Origin of the sequence: Actinophytocola sp. (genome assembly GCF_049647105.1) — a bacterium.
GTDB lineage: Bacteria > Actinomycetota > Actinomycetes > Mycobacteriales > Pseudonocardiaceae > Actinophytocola.
The window spans coordinates 1-17,324 of the sequence record NZ_JBARWZ010000201.1; the positions used below are offsets into that span (position 1 = coordinate 1).

Annotated in this window: 18 protein-coding genes; 8 read left to right on the top strand and 10 right to left on the bottom strand. The window is 68.6% G+C overall.

The window, feature by feature from the left end:
• Positions 1 to 105: 105 nt before the first annotated feature.
• On the bottom strand, positions 106 to 426 hold the full coding sequence (locus WBA97_RS23705; RefSeq protein WP_424233100.1) for a hypothetical protein: 321 nt from the start codon (positions 424 to 426) through the stop codon (positions 106 to 108).
• 175 nt (positions 427 to 601) lie between these two features.
• On the opposite strand from WBA97_RS23705, the gene WBA97_RS23710 reads away from it, so the two are divergent.
• Together WBA97_RS23710 and WBA97_RS23715 are read left to right on the top strand one after the other, a co-directional pair.
• On the top strand, positions 602 to 1,279 hold the full coding sequence (locus WBA97_RS23710; protein ID WP_424233101.1) for an HAD family hydrolase: 678 nt from the start codon (positions 602 to 604) through the stop codon (positions 1,277 to 1,279).
• 184 nt (positions 1,280 to 1,463) lie between these two features.
• On the top strand, positions 1,464 to 3,128 hold the full coding sequence (locus WBA97_RS23715; RefSeq protein WP_424233102.1) for a tetratricopeptide repeat protein: 1,665 nt from the start codon (positions 1,464 to 1,466) through the stop codon (positions 3,126 to 3,128).
• A gap of 20 nt (positions 3,129 to 3,148) precedes the next feature.
• On the opposite strand, the gene WBA97_RS23720 is transcribed toward WBA97_RS23715, so the two are convergent.
• The gene (locus WBA97_RS23720) at positions 3,149 to 3,577 is read right to left on the bottom strand and encodes a VOC family protein (protein WP_424233103.1); all 429 of its coding nucleotides are present in this window, start codon (positions 3,575 to 3,577) and stop codon (positions 3,149 to 3,151) included.
• A gap of 22 nt (positions 3,578 to 3,599) precedes the next feature.
• Between WBA97_RS23720 and WBA97_RS23725 the strand changes: the two genes are divergently transcribed.
• Positions 3,600 to 4,259, top strand: coding sequence for a GntR family transcriptional regulator (locus WBA97_RS23725; protein ID WP_424233104.1), 660 nt, complete (start codon positions 3,600 to 3,602; stop codon positions 4,257 to 4,259).
• Positions 4,260 to 4,316: 57 nt separating this feature from the next.
• Here the strand turns inward: WBA97_RS23725 and WBA97_RS23730 are convergent, their stop codons facing one another.
• Complete coding sequence (locus WBA97_RS23730) at positions 4,317 to 4,541, bottom strand: hypothetical protein (RefSeq protein WP_424233105.1); 225 nt, start codon at positions 4,539 to 4,541, stop codon at positions 4,317 to 4,319.
• A gap of 174 nt (positions 4,542 to 4,715) precedes the next feature.
• On the opposite strand from WBA97_RS23730, the gene WBA97_RS23735 reads away from it, so the two are divergent.
• The gene (locus tag WBA97_RS23735; RefSeq protein ID WP_424233106.1) at positions 4,716 to 5,786 is read left to right on the top strand and encodes a transcription termination factor Rho, short form; all 1,071 of its coding nucleotides are present in this window, start codon (positions 4,716 to 4,718) and stop codon (positions 5,784 to 5,786) included.
• Between the two features lie 244 nt (positions 5,787 to 6,030).
• Positions 6,031 to 6,369, top strand: a complete 339-nt coding sequence (locus tag WBA97_RS23740) for a hypothetical protein (protein ID WP_424233107.1) — start codon at positions 6,031 to 6,033, stop codon at positions 6,367 to 6,369.
• Positions 6,370 to 6,373: 4 nt separating this feature from the next.
• On the opposite strand, the gene WBA97_RS23745 is transcribed toward WBA97_RS23740, so the two are convergent.
• Positions 6,374 to 6,538, bottom strand: a complete 165-nt coding sequence (locus tag WBA97_RS23745) for a hypothetical protein (RefSeq protein WP_424233108.1) — start codon at positions 6,536 to 6,538, stop codon at positions 6,374 to 6,376.
• Between the two features lie 246 nt (positions 6,539 to 6,784).
• Here WBA97_RS23745 and WBA97_RS23750 point away from each other — a divergent pair, with 246 nt between their 5' ends.
• Entirely contained in the window at positions 6,785 to 7,054 is a 270-nt protein-coding gene (locus WBA97_RS23750; protein WP_424233109.1) for a hypothetical protein, read from the top strand.
• Entirely contained in the window at positions 7,051 to 8,823 is a 1,773-nt protein-coding gene (locus WBA97_RS23755) for a diguanylate cyclase domain-containing protein (protein WP_424233110.1), read from the top strand. Before WBA97_RS23750 ends, WBA97_RS23755 begins: the two co-directional genes overlap by 4 nt.
• Positions 8,824 to 8,845: 22 nt before the next feature.
• Here WBA97_RS23755 and WBA97_RS23760 read toward each other — a convergent pair whose 3' ends face one another.
• Genes WBA97_RS23760 through WBA97_RS23770 form a run of 3 tightly spaced genes read right to left on the bottom strand, consistent with a single transcriptional unit; the run spans position 8,846 to position 13,175 of the window.
• Positions 8,846 to 9,586, bottom strand: a complete 741-nt coding sequence (locus WBA97_RS23760) for an SDR family oxidoreductase (protein ID WP_424233111.1) — start codon at positions 9,584 to 9,586, stop codon at positions 8,846 to 8,848.
• Positions 9,583 to 11,448: an ABC transporter ATP-binding protein gene (locus WBA97_RS23765; RefSeq protein ID WP_424233112.1), complete on the bottom strand. Its 1,866-nt coding sequence runs from the start codon at positions 11,446 to 11,448 to the stop codon at positions 9,583 to 9,585. Before WBA97_RS23765 ends, WBA97_RS23760 begins: the two co-directional genes overlap by 4 nt.
• Positions 11,445 to 13,175, bottom strand: a complete 1,731-nt coding sequence (locus WBA97_RS23770) for an ABC transporter ATP-binding protein (RefSeq protein ID WP_424233113.1) — start codon at positions 13,173 to 13,175, stop codon at positions 11,445 to 11,447. The genes WBA97_RS23765 and WBA97_RS23770 overlap by 4 nt, the downstream gene beginning before the upstream one ends.
• An 89-nt stretch (positions 13,176 to 13,264) precedes the next feature.
• Between WBA97_RS23770 and WBA97_RS23775 the strand changes: the two genes are divergently transcribed.
• Positions 13,265 to 13,858, top strand: a complete 594-nt coding sequence (locus WBA97_RS23775; protein ID WP_424233114.1) for a TetR/AcrR family transcriptional regulator — start codon at positions 13,265 to 13,267, stop codon at positions 13,856 to 13,858.
• A 114-nt stretch (positions 13,859 to 13,972) separates the two neighbouring features.
• Here WBA97_RS23775 and WBA97_RS23780 read toward each other — a convergent pair whose 3' ends face one another.
• The 3 genes from WBA97_RS23780 to WBA97_RS23790 all read right to left on the bottom strand — a co-directional run bounded on the left by WBA97_RS23780 (position 13,973) and on the right by WBA97_RS23790 (position 17,161).
• Positions 13,973 to 15,067, bottom strand: coding sequence for an L-histidine N(alpha)-methyltransferase (locus tag WBA97_RS23780; protein ID WP_424233115.1), 1,095 nt, complete (start codon positions 15,065 to 15,067; stop codon positions 13,973 to 13,975).
• A gap of 163 nt (positions 15,068 to 15,230) precedes the next feature.
• The gene (gene mctP / locus WBA97_RS23785; protein WP_424233116.1) at positions 15,231 to 16,880 is read right to left on the bottom strand and encodes a monocarboxylate uptake permease MctP; all 1,650 of its coding nucleotides are present in this window, start codon (positions 16,878 to 16,880) and stop codon (positions 15,231 to 15,233) included.
• Positions 16,880 to 17,161 carry a DUF3311 domain-containing protein gene (locus WBA97_RS23790; RefSeq protein ID WP_424233117.1) on the bottom strand — a complete coding sequence of 94 codons (282 nt, stop codon included), beginning with the start codon at positions 17,159 to 17,161 and terminating at the stop codon, positions 16,880 to 16,882. The genes mctP and WBA97_RS23790 overlap by 1 nt, the downstream gene beginning before the upstream one ends.
• Positions 17,162 to 17,324: the final 163 nt, after the last annotated feature.

The following is a 17,324-nucleotide window of genomic DNA, read 5'->3' on the forward strand; positions in this document are numbered from 1 at the left end:
ACCCACTCGATAGGTGTCCTCTCCCGGGCGTGATTGTGTCTTCGCAACCACCATCATCCCAGGCCAGAGCGGCACCTATCACCATCTCAGCAGCGTGTCACCGCCTTACTCGCGGATACGGGTCTGACAGGCAACGGAGACGGCCACCGCCGCGATCCACGTTACTTTCTCCGACTGGGTGTCGCGGCCCGTTCTGTTCGCGAAGTATTCGCTATGGGCTCGACCGAGAGCAGCGAGGTCTACTTTTCCTTCCACAAATTCCCTCGCGGCCGCGATATAGCCCAGCGCGTGCGAGAGGTGAACGGGCGATACGACGCCGTCGCCAGCTAGCAAAGCGTGTTCGGCGAATGCGAGCGAAAGCAGCTTTGCATGTAGCCCGTCGGCGTCGCGGAGTACGCTGGTCAGGAGACGCGGCACAACGATCACTTCCAGGACCTCCTGCTTACGCTGAGCGCGTTCAGCATCTCATCCGGCGTTCCGGCAACCACACTGAAGTGCGAGAGACCGTACTTCTCCGCAGGTCAGTATCATCGCTGACCTGCGGTCTTTGTTGTTCAAGCTCGGTTCCGTCGGCTGGCGGACATGTTGGGAGCGTTGGAACATGGCATCTGAGGTCACGTTGTTCGACTGGCGGCCCAAGGCCGTGGTGTTCGACTGCGACGGGCTGCTGATGGACACCGAGTCCTGCTGGACGGTCGCCGAGACCGAGCTGTTCGCCCGGCGTGGACTGCCATTCGGGGCCGAGCAGAAGGCGCTCGTGATCGGCAGGTCGGTCGCGGACGCCGCGGACTCGCTGGCCGGGCTGTTCGGCGAGCCGGGCGGCGCCGGGAGCATCGCCGAGGAGTTGCTCGTCCTGGTGGCCGAGGTGGTCGGCGCGAAGGCCGAGGCGATGGCAGGCGCGCACGCCGTCGTCGAGCGGGTCCTCGCGTGTGCCATGCCGATCGCGGTGGCGAGCAACTCACCGCGCGCGCTGCTCGACGCGGCCCTCGCCAGAGGGGGCTTCACGAACACGTTCCCGGTGAGCATCGCCGCCGACGAGGTCGAGCACCCCAAACCGGCGCCGGACATGTACCAGCGTGCGTGCGCGATGCTCGGCGTCCCGACCGGCGACACCCTGGCGTTCGAGGACTCCATGACCGGATTGACGTCCGCGCGGTCCGCGGGCGTACGCGTCGTCGGCGTGCCGACGTTGCGGCACGACGACTTCCCGGCCGACCACGTCGTGGGCTCGCTGCTGGACACAGACCTACTGGCCTGGATATCGCGATGGTCGAGATGACCTGCTCCCGGCGACCTCGTCGTGGACGGGGCGGACGAGGTCGGAGCGCGGCCGTCAAGCCCAGTAGCGAGACCTTTGAGCCGCCACCGCGGGCATCACGAACCGGATAATTCCGGGACCCCTCCCGACCTGACGGCGGGACAATACTTCCGCCGCCGTCAGTTCTCGGGAAGGAACCCCACCGATGGATCGCCCGCCGCATCCCGAGCCGGACCACGAGCCCTCCACACCGCCCGAGGGTCCCGGGGTGCCGGACGAGCGGCAGGCGGCCGAAGCCCAAGCCACGCAAGAGAACCAGCCTGACGAGCCCGCAGTGCCGGAAGACGATCGGCCCACGGTCGCCGGGGCCGGGCAGTACGGCGGTTCCGCTCCCTACGGGCAACACGTCACCGAGTCGCGGCCGACGTTCTACGACCCCGACGCGACACCCAGCTACGGCACCCGGGTGCCTCGGCCGCCGAAGCCGGCCGATCCGCTGGCCGTCGCGGTCGGGAACGCTTCGCTGCTCGGCGTCGGGTACGTCCTGCTCGGCCGGAAAGGGCTCGCCGTCGCCACTGTTCTGGTGACGGTTCTGTTTCTCTTCCTCCTCCTGTCCGTCACCCCCACGCTGTGGTTCGAGTTCGTCATCGTCGCCTGGTGGGTGGCGGTCATCGTGCACGGCTGGGTGCTCGCCCGGCGGCGGCCGCGGCCCGATCCGGTGCGCGGGCAACGGTTTGTCGCTCTCGGCGCGGCGGTCCCCGTGCTGCTCGTGTTCGGGTTGCTGCGGTTCGACGCCGCCGGGCTCGAGCAGGACACCGCCGACGCGCGGGCCGATGGGGACTGCGCCGCCGCTCTCGACGCCACCGGCGCGCTCTGGTTCGGGCACCGGGTGGCCGACGCGCCGCTGACGGAGCGAGCCGGCACCACCACCCGGGCCTGTGACCAGTTACGCACCGCGGGCAGGAAACTCGACGAGGCACTCGACGGCGGGGACGCCGACTCACTCGCCGCCGGGTTCAGGGACCTCAGGAAGGTGCTCGCCGGGCTGCCAGGACACGAGGAGATGGTTCGCTCCACTGTGGACCGGTTCGTCGAAGGGCTGCCCGTCGAGGATGCCTGTGACACCAAGGCCCTCACCGACCGGCTGGCGAAAGAGAAGCCGCGCGGTGTGCTCAGTGGCGCCGCCGAGGTCGTGCCGCGGCTCGCGCCGGCCGCGATCGTCGAATGCGCTGACTTCTTCGCGGACAAGAGCGACTGGCAGTCCGCCCGCCGCGACTACCAGCAGTTCCTCGACCAGTATCCCGACCACGACCTGGCGCCCAAGGCCCAGACCGGCCTCACGGTGGCCACCCAGGCCATCGAGCTCGCCAACGTGCGCACCCTGCTGACCCCGGCCGCCGGCTCGGTGCCCGCCTACTGCGACAAGCCCGCGCCCTACAGCGGCGCCAAGCCCTACGTCCCCAACGCGCCCAACCGTGCGCTGGTCTACGGCAACGACGCCCACACCGGCAAGATCCCGCCGGGCTGGCGGGCCACGGACGCGGCCGACGCCGTCATCGTCGTCTGTGCCGGGGAGACCGCGTACGGCACGCCTGTCCAGACCTGCCCGTACGAGTCCAAGTCCGGCCTGTCCCCGTTCGGGTACACCGACGTGACGTTCCACCGGATCGCGATCCCGCTGCGGGTGTTCGAGGTGCGGACCGGGAAGCTCGTCGCCCAGTTCAACCTGGAGATCGGCGGGGCGAGTTGTCCGGCCGTCCTCGAGTACACGTCGTACGGCTATACCGATCTCGGGCCGCCGTCGCAGGTGTACGTCGCCGCGTCGGTCACCGACGTGCAGGGGGCGTTCCGGCCGCTGCTCGTGCCCTGAGCCACCCCGCGACCGGGCACCTAAGCCGCGAAGACCTGGGAGTCGTCGGCGAAGGCCTTGAACTCCAGGGCGTTGCCCGCCGGGTCCATGAGGAACATCGTCCACTGCTCGCCCGTTTCGCCCTTGAAGCGGACGTACGGCTCGATGACGAACTCGGTGCCCGCCGCGCGGAGGCGGTCCGCCAGGTCCCGGAAGCCGGGGACGGTCAGGATCAGGCCGAAGTGCGGCACCGGGACGTCGTGACCGTCGACCGGGTTGTGGACGCGCTGCGCCCGGGCGGGCGCGAGGTGTGTCACGAACTGGTGCCCGTGCAGGTTCCAGTCCACCCACGTGTCCGAGCTGCGGCCCTGTTCGAGGCCCAGCACCTCGCCGTAGAACTGCCGTGCGGCGGTCAGGTCGTCGACCGGCATGGCCAGGTGGAAGCGCGGGATGGGCAGGTCAGTGGTCATGTCGTAATGTTAACATTGCGACATGACTGCACGGGTGGCTCCGGCACGGCGCCGGGGCCTGGCCGACGAGGTCGCGGACAGCATCCGGGACGCGATCTTCAGTGGTGCCTACGAGCTGGGCGCGCAGCTGCGCGAGGTCGAGCTGGCCGCCGCGCTCGAGGTCAGCCGGGGGCCCGTCCGCGAGGCGCTGTTGCGCCTGGAGCGCGAGGGTCTGGTGCGCAGCGCGTGGCATCGGGGCGCCACCGTCATGACGCTGTCGCCGACCGACATCGCCGAGCTGGACAGCCTGCGTGGCGCGCTGGAGCGGCTGGCCGTCGAACAGGTCGTCGCGCACGCCTGCGACGACGACCTCGCCACGATCGAGCTGGCCGCCACCCGCATGGCGCGTGCCGAGGACGAGCACGCCATGGTGCGCTGCGACATCGAGTTCCACGACGCCGTGTACGCGGCCGCCGGGCACCGGCGGCTGGCGGAGGCGTGGGGGGCGATCCGCTCGCAGGTCCACCTGTTCCTGCTGACGCGGATCGGGGTCAGCGCCGAGGGCTACCTGTCACACATCCCGGACGAGCACCGCGAGCTGGTCGCCGCGCTCCGCTCCCGGGACGCGACGGCCGCGCTCGACCTGTTCGCCACGCACCGGCGGCACGCCTTCGAGTTGCTCACGCCGCAGGCACGGCGGTGACCATCGCCACCGCGGCGGGTGACCACGGGAACAACGCGGCCACCCGCCGCGTTCAAGTCAGTTGGAGAGGTTCTCCAGCTCGGCCAGTGCGGCAGCCAGCCGGAAGTACTTGCTGGTGCCGAGGTCGCGCACGGTCTTGATGTTGAACGCGGCGGCCAGCTTCTCGGCGTCGCCCTCGCTCACGCCCGAGATGGCGGCCACCGGCGCGTCCAGGATCTCCGTGACGCTCAGGTCCTCGTATGCCTTGTCGAGCTGCTTCGCGAGATCAGCGGAAACGGCCACTTGTGTCTTCTCCTTCGACGGTGGGGACTGACGGTGGAACCTTAGACGGTTGCGCATCGCGCGGCCGGGGAGGTAACCTCGGCGCACCGCTCGTGGTTGCGGACCTCTTCCCCCACTGAGCCTCTCATCTTTCAGTCCTCAAGCGACTGTTCTTACCTTCTTTGGAGATTTCCCATGTCTGTCAACGGAATACTTGACATCGTCGGTGATCGCGCGTTCGTGCGTGCCGACGGCTACCTGCCCGATCCCGGGGACACCTCAGTCCCCATGGGATTGGTGCGTGCCAACGACTTGCGGCGCGGCGACACCGTCACCGGGGACACCCGGTCCGGCAGGCTCGCGACCGTCGAAAGTGTGAACGGGCAGCGGCCACGGTACCCGCGTCCCGCGTTCGCCGACCTGACCTCCCTGTACCCCAACGAAAGACTGCGGCTCGAAACCGAACCGCACGCACTCACCGCACGGGTGATCGACCTCGTCATGCCGGTCGGCAAGGGGCAGCGCGCGCTGATCGTCGCGCCACCCAAGGCAGGCAAGACGACCGTGCTGCAGGCGATCGCGCACGGCATCGCCAAGAACCACCCCGAGTGTCACCTCATGATGGTGCTCGTCGGCGAGCGGCCGGAGGAGGTCACCGACCTCGCCAGGGGCGTGCCGGCCGAGGTGGTCGCGGCGACGTTCGACCAGCCGCCACGTGAGCACATCGCGCTCGCGGAGCTGGCGATCGAACGGGCGAAGCGCCTCGTCGAACAGGGCCGCGACGTGGTCGTGCTGCTCGACTCGCTCACCCGGCTCGGCCGCGCGTACAACCTTGGCGCCCCCGGGAACGGCCGCACGCTGAGCGGCGGTGTCGACTCCAGTGCCCTGATCCCGCCGAAGCGCTTCCTCGGCGCGGCCCGCAACATCGAGGGTGGCGGCTCACTGACCATCTTCGCGACGGCTCTCATCGAGACCGGCTCTGCGGGCGACTCGTTGATCTTCGAGGAGTTCAAGGGCACGAGCAACGCGGAACTGCGCCTCGACCGGCGGACCGCCGAGCGCCGCGTGTTCCCGGCGGTGGACGTGCGCCAGTCGGGCACGCGCAAGGAGGAGCTGCTGCTCTCGCCCCGTGAGCTGGCGGCCACCAGGGCCCTCCGCAACGCCCTGAGCACCCGCGACAACCAGCAGGCCATCGACATCCTGCTCGACGGCCTGCGCAAAACCCAGACCAACACCACGTTCCTGACTGGTCTGCCCCGGAACTAAGCGTTCGTCAGGCCCGGCCCCCAACTCGCGAGTCCAACCCGCATGACCCGCGAGTTCAACCCGCATGACCCGCGAGTTCAACCCGCATGACCTGCGAGTTCAACGCTCAGGACTCGCGAGTCGCACCTTCGGGCACACGCGGGTCACCCCGGTTGGACGCGCGTGGGTGAACCGGAGTGGGGGGAATTTCGTGTATGTGGGTATGGCGCGGTTGCGGGTCGGGATTCTTGTTGCCCTCTTCTCAGTGCTGGCCGGGTGCGGGCAGGAGGCGCCGCCACCACCCGCCGACCGGGCCTACACCGTCGAGGAGCTGGCCGAGAAGGTCGGGTGTACGCCGGAGTTCCAGGGCAGGACCAGCGACTTCCGCCAGGCCGCCTGTGCCACCGACGCCACCCGATACATGCTGCTCGACTTCACCACCGACGAGAAGAAGCGCACCTGGCTCGACACGGCGCTGATCTACGGCGCCACGTACCTCGTCGGGGAGCGGTGGGCGCTCACCAGCATCGAGGTCGCCGACATGGAACGACTCCGAGGGGAGATCGGCGGCTCTCTCGAGGGTGACCCCACCATGCAGCACTGACCCGCTACTGGGTCACGACGAGCACGGCAGCGGGGCGGCCCATGCTGTCGTCGTCGCCGTCGTCATCGTCCTCCTCGCTGTCGTTGCACGCCGCGAGGAGCGGCAGCGCGGCCAGCGCGCCGATGACGGCGAGCATGCGGAGCGAGCGGCGGGTGGGGTCGTGCGCCACGGGGTACGTCCCTTCGGTCGACGATATGTCCGGTTCAGTGGTACCCCGGGTGCCGCATCCTCAACCACCCGGGCCACTTCCTTCGTCGCGGCCCCGGCGACGGGACAGCGGCCACCGGGCAACGCGCGACGCGGACGCCATTTGCGCCAGTCGACAGAATTCACCCTGTCTGCACCCGTTCGGGTGCTGTCGAAGACCACTTCCGGACGCTTATCGTAATCCGTCTCGCGAGGCGAGGAGTTACGGATGTCGGTTCCGGAGGCACCTGGACGCCTGTCGGCGCTCGGGCCCAACCCCGCGCTGGTGAAGCACGGACTTGGCCACACAGAAGGCCTTCACGCGGATGGCGACATCGCGCACGCGTACTTCGTGGTCGCCGACTCGGCGAGTTTCGAAAATGGACGCACGTTCGACAAGCTTCGAACAATCGGATTGGCACAACCTGCGTTCCATCATGAACGTATCACGCATTATGCCGAGAAGACGAAAATCGCCGATCGGATGATCCATTCATGACCAAGCCCTTGCCGAACGAACCGCACGCGCCGAGATCGCAGGCTGACCGGGAGAAGGCGCGGGTCAGGGTCGCACGCAAGTGGGCGTACCTGATCAGCATGACGACGTACGTGCCGTCGGAGCACACCGCTCTCGAGAAGCCGCTGCTGGAGATGGTCGACGACCTGTTCGCGGCACTCGCCGCCGAGCCGCTCGGACTGGAGACGGCGGAGCGGGTCGGCGCCGAGCTGGTGGCGCTGAACTGCGCGGACAAGTCGAGTCTGCAGTGCACGGTGGACGTCCTGGCCGGGCCGCTGCTGACCGACCACGACGTGCGGAAGCCGCCGCCGGAGCGGGTGGTCCGGCTGTTCGGCGCGCTGGCGGGCGGCTTCACGGAGGCTGTCCGGCGCCGTACCACCGACCAGCAGGAGACCATGTGCCGTGCGCTCATAGAGGTCGCCAAGAGGGCGATGTACGCGGCCGAGAACAGACAGACGGACTTCGGTGACACCTCGACCGAGCTGACACTGCTGCGGCGCCAGCTGAGCCACCAGCTCCTGCACGATCCGCTCACCGGCCTGCCGAACCGGCAGTTCTTCGGCACCCGCCTGGAGGAGGTGCTCAACTCCGGCAGCCCGACCGCGCTGTTCCGGATCGAGCTGAACGGGTTCGAGGTGTTCAACGAGGGTCTCGGCGGCCCGCACGCGGACGCGCTGATGACCGCGATCGCGGTGCGGCTGCGGTCCGCGATGCCCGGCGAGGGCATGATGGTGGCGCGGTTCGACCGGGCCGGTTTCACCGTCCTGCAGGAGCGCGACGCGAACGGCACCTCCCCGGCCGAGGTGGTCACCGCCATCAACACGGCCGTCACGACCACCACGCATGTCGCGGACCTCGGCCTCACGCCGACCGCCAGCATCGGTGTGGTGCAGAGTCCACCGCACCGCGCGGACCCGGTCGAGTTCCTGCAGGCGGCCGACATCGCGCTCCGGTACGCCAAGGAAGAAGGCCCCGGCCGGTGGCGCATGCTCATGCCGGACGAGGACGCACACGACCGCAGACTGCTGCGGCTCGCCGCGACCATGCCGAGCGCACTGGAGGACGAGCGGCTCACGATCGGCTACCGCCTGCGGGTCGGCCTCGTCGATGCGCAACCGGCCGGCGTCGACGGGTTCGTGCGGTGGCAGGAGCCCGGGCTGGCCGACGTGGTGGAGCAGATCGGGCTGAGCCCGAGGCTTGGGCAGTGGCTGCTGCGGAACGCGTGCTGGCGGATGCCGGACGGGAACCTGCCGCTGTCCGTGCGCCTGACGCCGAACCAGTCGGCAGCACCGGACCTCGTCGACACCGTGCTGACCGCGCTGGACGAGGCCGAACTGCCCGCGGGCCGGTTGGAGCTCGCGATGCCCGCGGCCGAGGTGTTCGATGGCCGGGCCCGGTCGGTGGACAACCTGGCGTCTCTCGCGGCGGCCGGGGTCGGCACGGCCATGCATGGTTTCGGCGGTGACCCGTCGGAGGTGGTGCGGCTGGGCGGGTTGCCGGTGCGGGCCGTGGCCCTGACCGCGCGGCTGGTGTCGCAGGCACGTGGCGCGTCGCGGAAGTCGCTGCTGGGTCTGGCGTTGACGGGTCTCTCCGCGATGGTGCACGACTCGGGTGCCGTGGTCGCGGTCGATGACGTGCGCAGCAGGCGGGAGGCGGAGTGGTGGCGGCACGTCGGCGCCGACACGGCCTCCGGGCCGCTGTTCTCGGCGGGTGGGGACCGGGAGGATCCCGAGGAGTTGTTCGCGGAGTGAACCATGGCGAACCGCGGCACCGTCATCGGAGCGCGATGCTGTGGCCGCCGTTCACCCGGATGCACTGCCCGGTGAGGAAAGCGGCGTCGTCCGACGCGAGGAACGCCACCGTGCCCGCCACGTCACCCGGCGCACCCAGCCTGCGCAGCGGGACATCGGCGGTGTACTCGGCCAGCTCGGCCGGGGTCGCGTCCGCGTGCCGCTCGACCGGCACCCAGCCGGGTGCCACCACGTTCACGGTGATGCCGAACGGACCCAGCTCCCGCGCCCACACCCTGGTGAGCGCGGCCAGCCCGGCCTTCGCCGCCGCGTACGCGGACCAGCCGGGCAGCGCCCGGTCGGCCATGTCGGAGCCGATGTGCACGATCCGGCCGCCGCCAAGGTCCTTCATGCCCGGCACCACGGCCTGCGCGAGCAGTGTGGGGCTCTTGACGAAGAACTCGAGCTGGTCGAGGTGCGTGCGCCAGGACAGGTCCGCGAACTCGACCACCGGCTGTGGCCCGGTCGCGTTCGGCACCAGGCACCCGATCGGCCCGAGCCGTCCGGTCACCGCCGCGACGAGCCGGGTGACGTCGTCGGTGTCGGTGACGTCACCCGGTGCCGCGACCGCTGTGCCGCCATCGGCCAGGATGCCCGCTACCACGTCGTCCGCCGACCGCAGGTCGTTCACCGCCACCGCCCAGCCGCGCGCGGCCAGGGTGCGGGCGATTGCCGCACCCAGGCCGCGCCCGGCTCCGGTGACCAGGGCGACCCCGGTCGTCACTCGACCGGCGCCGCGAACTGCGCGGAGTACAGGCGGTGGTAGGCACCGCGCTGTTCCAGCAGCTGTTCGTGGTTGCCCTGCTCGACGATGCGGCCGCCCTCCATCACGAGGATGAGGTCCGCGTCGCGGATCGTGGACAGGCGGTGGGCGATCACGAAGCTGGTCCGCGACGTGCGCAGTGCGGCCATCGCGTGCTGCACCAACGACTCCGTGCGCGTGTCGACCGAGCTGGTCGCCTCGTCCAGGATCAGCAGCGACGGGCTCGCCAGGAACGCCCGCGCGATCGTCAGCAGCTGCTTCTCACCCGCGGAGACGTTGGACGCCTCCTCGTCGATCACCGTGTCGTAGCCGTCCGGCAGGGTGCGCACGAAGCGGTCAACGTACGTGGCCTGCGCCGCGGCGATGATCTCCTCCTCGGTCGCACCCGGCTTCCCGTAGGCGATGTTATCGCGGATCGTCCCGCCGAACAGCCAGGTGTCCTGCAGGACCATGCCGACCTGCGACCGCAGGTCCTCCCGCTTCAACGCCGTGATGTCCGCCCCGTCCAGGGTGATCCGCCCGGCGTCCAGCTCGTAGAACCGCAGGATCAGGTTCACCAGCGTGGTCTTGCCCGCACCGGTCGGCCCCACGATCGCGACCGTCTGACCGGGTTCGGCCACCAGCGACAGGTTCTCGATCAGCGGCTGCTCCGGCCGGTAGGAGAACGACACGTCCTCGAACTCGACCCGGCCACGCCGCTGCGCGGGCAGTGTCGCTTCGGCCGGGTCCGGCTCCTGCTCGTGGGCGTCCAGCACCTCGAACACCCGCTCCGCCGACGCGACCCCGGACTGCATGAGGTTCGCCATCGACGCGACCTGGGTCAGCGGCTGCGTGAACTGCCGCGAGTACTGGATGAACGCGGTGACCTCGCCGAGCGTCATGGTCCCGGACGTGATCCGCAACCCGCCGACCACCGCGATGACCACGTAGCTGAGGTTCGACAGGAACATCATCGACGGCATGATCAGGCCGGACACGAACTGCGCGCCGGACGACGCGGTGTACAGCTCCTCGTTGCGGCCGCGGAACTCCTCCTCCGACTCCTTCTGCCTGCCGAACACCTTCACCAGCTGGTGGCCGGTGAACGACTCCTCGATGTGCGCGTTGAGCGCGCCGGTGTGCTTCCACTGCGCGACGAACAGCTTCTGCGACCGCTTGCCGATCTGGCCGGTGAGCACCACCGACACCGGGATGACCGCGAGCGCGATCAGCGCCAGCAGCGGCGAGATGGTGAACATCATGGCCAGCACGCCGACCACGGTCAGCAGGGACGTGAGCAGCTGGCTCAGCGTCTGCTGCAGCGTCATCGAGATGTTGTCGATGTCGTTGGTGACACGGGAAAGCAGCTCACCGCGCGGCTGGCCGTCGAAGTACCGCAGTGGCAGCCGGTGCAGCTTCGCCTCGACGTCCTCGCGCAGGTCGACCACGACGCGCTGCACGACCGAGTTGAGCAGCCTGCCCTGGAGCCACCCGAAGATCGACGAAACGAGGTACAGCCCGAGCACCCACTGGAGCACGGTCGCGAGCGCGGGGAAGTCGATGCCCGCGCCCGGCACGCCGCGATACCGCGCGATGATGCCGTCGAAGATGATGTCCGTCGCGTGGCCGAGGATCTTCGGTCCCGCCACCGAGAACCCGACGCTGATCACGCCGAGCGCGACGACCATCAGGACGTGCGCGCGCTCCGGCCGCATGCGCCGGACGAGCCGTTTGGCGGAGGTCTTGAAGTCGTCGGCCTTGCTGACCGGGCCCTGCATGCCGGGGAAACCCCCGCCACCGGGACGCCCCATCATGGGCCTGCGGGTTGCGGTCGGGGTACTCATGCGGCCTGCTCCGGGGTCAGCTGGGACTCGACGATTTCCAGGTAGGTCGGGCAGTCCGCCATCAGCTCGCGGTGCGTGCCGATGCCGACGACCTCCCCGTTCTCGAGCACGATGATCTGGTCGGCGTCGAGGATCGTGGACACGCGCTGCGCGACCACGAGTACCGCGGACTGCCTGGTGTGCGGCCGCAGCGCGGCACGCAACGCGGCGTCGGTGGACAGGTCGAGCGCGGAGAACGCGTCGTCGAACAGGTAGATCTCGGGCCGCCGCACCAGTGCGCGGGCGATCGACAGCCGCTGCCGCTGCCCGCCGGACACGTTGGTGCCGCCCTGCGCGATCGCGGACTCGAGGCCACCCATCTCCTCGACGAAGTCACGCGCCTGCGCGATCTCCAGTGCCTTCCACAGCTGTTCGTCCGTGGCGTCCGGGTTGCCGTAGCGCAGGTTGGACGCGATGGTGCCGGTGAACAGATATGCCTGTTGCGGCACCAGCCCGATCCGGCCGCGCAGCACGTCCGGCTCCAGCGCGCGGACGTCGGTGCCGTTGACGCGCAGTTCGCCGCCGGTGACGTCGATCAGCCGCGGGATGAGCGAGAGCAGCGAGGTCTTGCCCGCACCGGTGCTGCCGATGATCGCGGTGGTCTTGCCTGCCTCGGCGCGGAAGCTGATGTCGCGCAACACGGGGTCGACCGCGCCGGGGTACCGGAACTCGACGCCGGAGAACTCGACCTCCGCGCGCGAAGGCAACTCGGTGACCGGCGCCTCCGGTGACCGCACCGACGACTCGGTGTCGAGCACCTCCTGGATGCGCTCGGCGCAGACCGCCGCACGCGGGATCATCATGGAGATGAAGGTCGCCATCATGACCGACATCAGGATCTGCATCAGGTAGGTCAGGAACGCGGTCAGCGCGCCGACCTGCATCTCACCGGTGTCCACGCGGTGCGCGCCGAACCACAGCACCGCCACGCTGGACACGTTGAGGATCAACATGACCGTCGGGAAGATCATTGCCTGCAGCCGCCCGACGCGCAGCGCGGTGTCGGCCAGGCTGCGGTTGGCTTCGCCGAACCGGGCGCTCTCCGCCTTCTCGCGGACGAACGCGCGGACCACGCGGATGCCGGACAGCTGCTCGCGCAGGACCCGGTTCACCTGGTCGATCCGGTCCTGCATCAACCGGAACTGCGGCACCATGCGGATGACGATCAGGCCGATGGAGATCGCGAGCACCGGCACGCACACGAGCAACAGCCAGGACAGGCCGACATCCTCCCGCAACGCCATGATCACCCCGGCGACGCACATGATCGGCGCCGCGACGAAGATCGTGCAGAACATGACCACGAGCAGCTGCACCTGCTGCACGTCGTTGGTGGTGCGGGTGATCAGCGACGGCGCGCCGAACGTGGCGACCTCGCGTGCGGAGAACGTGCCGACCTGGTGGAAGATCCCGGACCGCACGTCACGGCCGAAGGCCATCGCGACCCGTGCGCCGTACCAGACGGCGCCGATCGAGCACACGATCTGCACCAGCGTCACGGCGAGCATCCAGCCGCCGGTCTCGACGATGTAACCGGTGTCCCCGCGCGCGACGCCGAAGTCGATGATGTCGGCGTTGAGGCTGGGGAGGTAGAGCGAGGCGACCGTGCCCACCATCTGCAGTGCGAGCACCACGGTGAGGTCGCGGCGGTATGGCCGCAGGTAGGTCACCAACAATCGGTTCAGCAAGGCTTCCCCCCGGGAAGGAACGGAGCGTGTCTAATATGGCGGAAGGTAGACCAGTTCGTTAGGAAACGCAAAGTATCTTAAGGGGTCGGGTGGCCGAGGCCAAGACACGCAGGCGAGGCGAACACCTCGAACAGGCCATCCTGGACGCGGCGTGGGCCGAACTGAGCGAGGTCGGCTACACAGCTCTCACCATAGAGGCGGTGGCAAAACGGGCGGGGACAAGCAAACCCGTCATTTATCGCAGATGGCAGAGCCGCGCGCACCTCGTTATCGCCGCATGGGCCCGGCAACGGCCCAGTGAGTCGGCTACGCCTGATCTGGGTTCGCTACGGGCTGATCTCGTGTGGCTCTTCACCCGGATCTCCGACCGCACCGCCGGGATGATCAGCGAGACCATCGCCGGCGTGATGGCCGAGGCCTTCAATCACCCCGAGGTGCAGTCGTTGCTGCGGGAACGGATGGACTCCGCGCCGCTGATCGGGGAGATCCAGCGAATCGTCGACAACGCCGCCGCCCGAGGGGAGTTGCGGCCGGTCGTCGTGCCGAGGAGAGCGGCCCGGTTTCCACTGGACCTGATACGTGCCGAGACGTTCTTCTGCGGGGCGGCGGTACCCGACGAGGTGATCGAATCCCTGGTGGACGAGGTTTATCTGCCCCTGCTGAGGGGGCTTGCTCTCGGCTGACCCCGTACCCAAAGACGCGCCCGGGGGCCGTGAGCCTCCCGAACGCGCCTTTTGGGGCACCGGACACTGGGCGCGCAGTTCCGGGCCCGCGAAGCGGGTCTTTCGACCAAGTTCCTAGCGATCCTCCAAGGCCAGCATCAGCAGTGCGAGCCCGAACGGCCCGCCCGTCCCGGTACAGGTGTCCCCCGTGACCGTCAGGCCCGCGTCGCTCAACATGGCGGCCAGGCCCTCCGGGGAGTACTTCCTGGACAGGGCCAGCCGGATCGTGTCGTCCGGGGCGAAACGGACATCCGCGCTGTTGGGCAGCGTGACCCGCACGTCGGCGCCGGTCCGGTTGCGGTAGGCCGTCTTCACCATCAGGGCGCGGTCGCCCTCCACGGCACCCAGCTGCTCCACCGCGTCCTGGTCGACCAGCAGATCCGTGTTCGCCTGGAGGGTGGCCGCCACGAACTCGCCGAACGCGGTGCTGTTCTCGTACTCGGCCACGGCGTCGACGACCAGCCGGTCGTCCAGGGCCATCGTCACCTCCACCTCCAGCAGCAGGCGGTCACCAGGGCGGAGGAGCACGTCCGCCAGTCTCTTGAGGAGTGCCGCGTCGTCGTCGAAGTGGGCGAGGGTGTTGCCGAGCAGCGAGAACAGCACCGGCGTCGGGCCGAACAACTCGTCGAGCAGGCGGCGCAGGGCGCCCGCGTTCTCCCCCACCGAGAAGTCCCACGGCAGCGACAGCACCCGGTCGGCAGGCAGGTCCAGCCTGCGCATGAGTCCACACACCGCCAGGTGCAGCAGCTCCTCGCTGGTGTCCACCGGCAGGTAGCACAGGTCGGGGTTGGCTCGGGACAGGTCCGCCAGCAGGACCCCGTCCTTGCGCCCGTCACCGGGCCCCAGGCTCACGTAGTGGCAGGGCTGTGCCGGCATGCCGGCACCGAGGCCCGCCCAGCGACGTGGGAACGACTCGACGCTCTGCCTCGGCGCGCCGGGGCGAGGATCCCGGCAGACCGACGTCCACGCCACCGCCGGTTCGACGCCGTTGTACGCGTGGCCACAGGTGATGCGTTTGCCATCGCCCGCGTTGTCGTAGCCTCGATTCAGATCGTTCATCAGGCGCATGAACCTGGCCGCGCGGTCGTCCGGGCCGAGTTCCAGCCAGGCGGGCCGGTCCGGTTCGGCTCTCGCGCGTGTCGCGGTTCCAGCGATCTCCCCTACTGCCATCGCAGGTCTCCCCTTCCGCGGATGGCTACTTCAGAAGGGTTCTGATTCTGCATGTGCATGTGCATTTGCACAAGTCGGGTTGGATTGCGAGAACAACACGAAAACAGAAAGGCGCTTTCTAAACAGAGCTCTGTTTAGAAAGCGCCTTTCCAACCAAATGTGATCAGTGTACGGCGATCGGCCTGAGGTTCTCGTCGTGCTCGTCCACGTGGTAGTCCTCACCCGTGGTGTCGTCGTCGCCGTTGGAGACGTTCTTCATCCTGCGGATGACGAACGTGACGACGACCGCGACGAGCAGGTTCGCGATCAGCGCGACGAACCCGACGTAAATCTGAACAGTCGACCCCTCGAAGGGCTGCCAGCCGAGAATGTTCAGCTTGTCCAGCGCCAGTGCGGAACCACCGAAGTGCGCGCGGCCACTGGCCGGGTTCGGGATCTGGTACAGCAGCACCATTCCCCACAGCATGCCCGCCGCCCAGCCGGCGATGAGCGCCCAGCGGTGCAACCACTTGGTGTACAAGGCGATCGCGACCGCGGGCAGTGTCTGCAGGATGATCACGCCGCCGATCAGCTGGAGGTCGATCGCGTACTGCGGGTCGATCACCACGATGAACAGCACGGCGCCGAACTTGACCACCAGCGACGCGAGCTTCGCCTGCTTGGCCTCGTCCTTCGGGGTGGCGTTGCGGCGGATGTACTCCTTGTAGATGTTGCGGGTCCACAGGTTCGCCGCGGCGATCGACATGATCGCGGCTGGCACGAGCGCGCCGATGCCGATCGCGGCGAACGCGATGCCTGCGAACCACGACGGGAACTGCGAGTTGAACAGCTCCGGGATGATCGTGTTGGTGTCGGGACGACCGGTCGCGTTGTTGGTGATCGGTGTGACGCCCGCGGCGATCGCGACGAAGCCCAGCAGCGCGAGCAGACCGAGCAGCAGCGAGTACGCGGGCAGCGCGGACATGTTGCGCTTCAGCACATCCCGGCCACGAGAGGCGAGGACGCCGGTCACCGAGTGCGGGTACAGGAACAGTGCCATCGCCGAACCCAGCGCCAGCGTCGCGTACTGCAGCTGGTTGTTGGAGTTCAGCAGGATGTCACCGAACGGGGCACCCGTCTTCGGGTTCTCCGCGGTCAGCTTGTCCGACGCGGCACCGAAGATCGACTCCCAGCCGCCGAGCTTGGCCGGCAGGTAGATCACCGCGACCAGGATGACCACGTAGATCAGGATGTCCTTGACGAACGCGATCAACGCGGGCGCGCGCAGCCCGGACTGGTAGGTGTAGAGCGCCAGGATGATGAACGCGATCAGCAGCGGCAGGTGGCCGAGTAAACCCGACGCGTTGAAGCCCATCGACCGCAGCACGGCCTCGAGCCCGACGAGTTGCAGCGCGATGTAGGGCATGGTGGCGACGATGCCGGTGATCGCGACCAGCAGCGCCAGCAGCGGGGAGCCGTAGCGGCCGCGCACGAAGTCCGCGGGGGTCACGTAGCCGCGGGCCCGCGACACCGACCACAGGCGCAGCACCGGCAGGAACACCAGCGGGTAGGCGATGATCGTGTATGGCAGGGCGAAGAAGCCCATCGCACCGGCGCCGAACAGCAGTGCGGGCACGGCGACGAACGTGTACGCCGTGTAGAGGTCACCGCCGACGAGGAACCAGGTGATCCACGACCCGAACTTGCGGCCGCCGAGGCCCCACTCGTCGAGGTGGTCGAGCGACTCGGCCGCGCGCCAGCGGGCGGCGATGAAGCCCATGACGGTGACGAGCCCGAACAACAGGACGAAAATGATCAGTTCTGTCCACTGCATTACTCGGCGCTCCCCTCGTCAAGCCGGTCGACGTCCGTGGCCTCACCAGCGGCCGGTCGGACGGGTGTCTTCCTCGTCATCCGGTACACGGTGATCGTGGCCAGCACGCCGACGAAGATCACCGCGAACTGGAACCAGTAGAAGAACGGCATCCCGAAGAGCTGGGGTGTCTCGCGGTTGTAGAGCGGGGTGAACAGGACGATGAAGGGGATGAGGAGCAGCAGGTTCCACGGGCTGAACACCAGCCCGGTGGTCCGTTCTCCTGGCTTGTCGGACGACATGGGGGCCCTACCTCGTTGTTTGGCGTGACCGACGACAGTGCGGCATACCATAGATCCGATGATCACAATGGGCCAACATGCGTTTCCGCAGTGTTATACAAGGTGTTCCGGCCAGGTGCGGCGAAGGTGACGACGTCCTGCCCGCCCCCAAGCCGGGCAGGAC

Coding starts and splice junctions, on each gene's coding strand:
- WBA97_RS23765 (WP_424233112.1), bottom strand. CDS start 11,448: ATGAGTACCCCGACCGCAACCCGCAGGCCCATGATGGGGCGTCCCGGT.
- WBA97_RS23780 (WP_424233115.1), bottom strand. CDS start 15,067: ATGGCAGTAGGGGAGATCGCTGGAACCGCGACACGCGCGAGAGCCGAA.
- WBA97_RS23755 (WP_424233110.1), top strand. CDS start 7,051: ATGACCAAGCCCTTGCCGAACGAACCGCACGCGCCGAGATCGCAGGCT.
- WBA97_RS23715 (WP_424233102.1), top strand. CDS start 1,464: ATGGATCGCCCGCCGCATCCCGAGCCGGACCACGAGCCCTCCACACCG.
- WBA97_RS23750 (WP_424233109.1), top strand. CDS start 6,785: ATGTCGGTTCCGGAGGCACCTGGACGCCTGTCGGCGCTCGGGCCCAAC.
- mctP (WP_424233116.1), bottom strand. CDS start 16,880: ATGCAGTGGACAGAACTGATCATTTTCGTCCTGTTGTTCGGGCTCGTC.
- WBA97_RS23725 (WP_424233104.1), top strand. CDS start 3,600: ATGACTGCACGGGTGGCTCCGGCACGGCGCCGGGGCCTGGCCGACGAG.
- WBA97_RS23710 (WP_424233101.1), top strand. CDS start 602: ATGGCATCTGAGGTCACGTTGTTCGACTGGCGGCCCAAGGCCGTGGTG.
- WBA97_RS23735 (WP_424233106.1), top strand. CDS start 4,716: ATGTCTGTCAACGGAATACTTGACATCGTCGGTGATCGCGCGTTCGTG.
- WBA97_RS23790 (WP_424233117.1), bottom strand. CDS start 17,161: ATGTCGTCCGACAAGCCAGGAGAACGGACCACCGGGCTGGTGTTCAGC.
- WBA97_RS23720 (WP_424233103.1), bottom strand. CDS start 3,577: ATGACCACTGACCTGCCCATCCCGCGCTTCCACCTGGCCATGCCGGTC.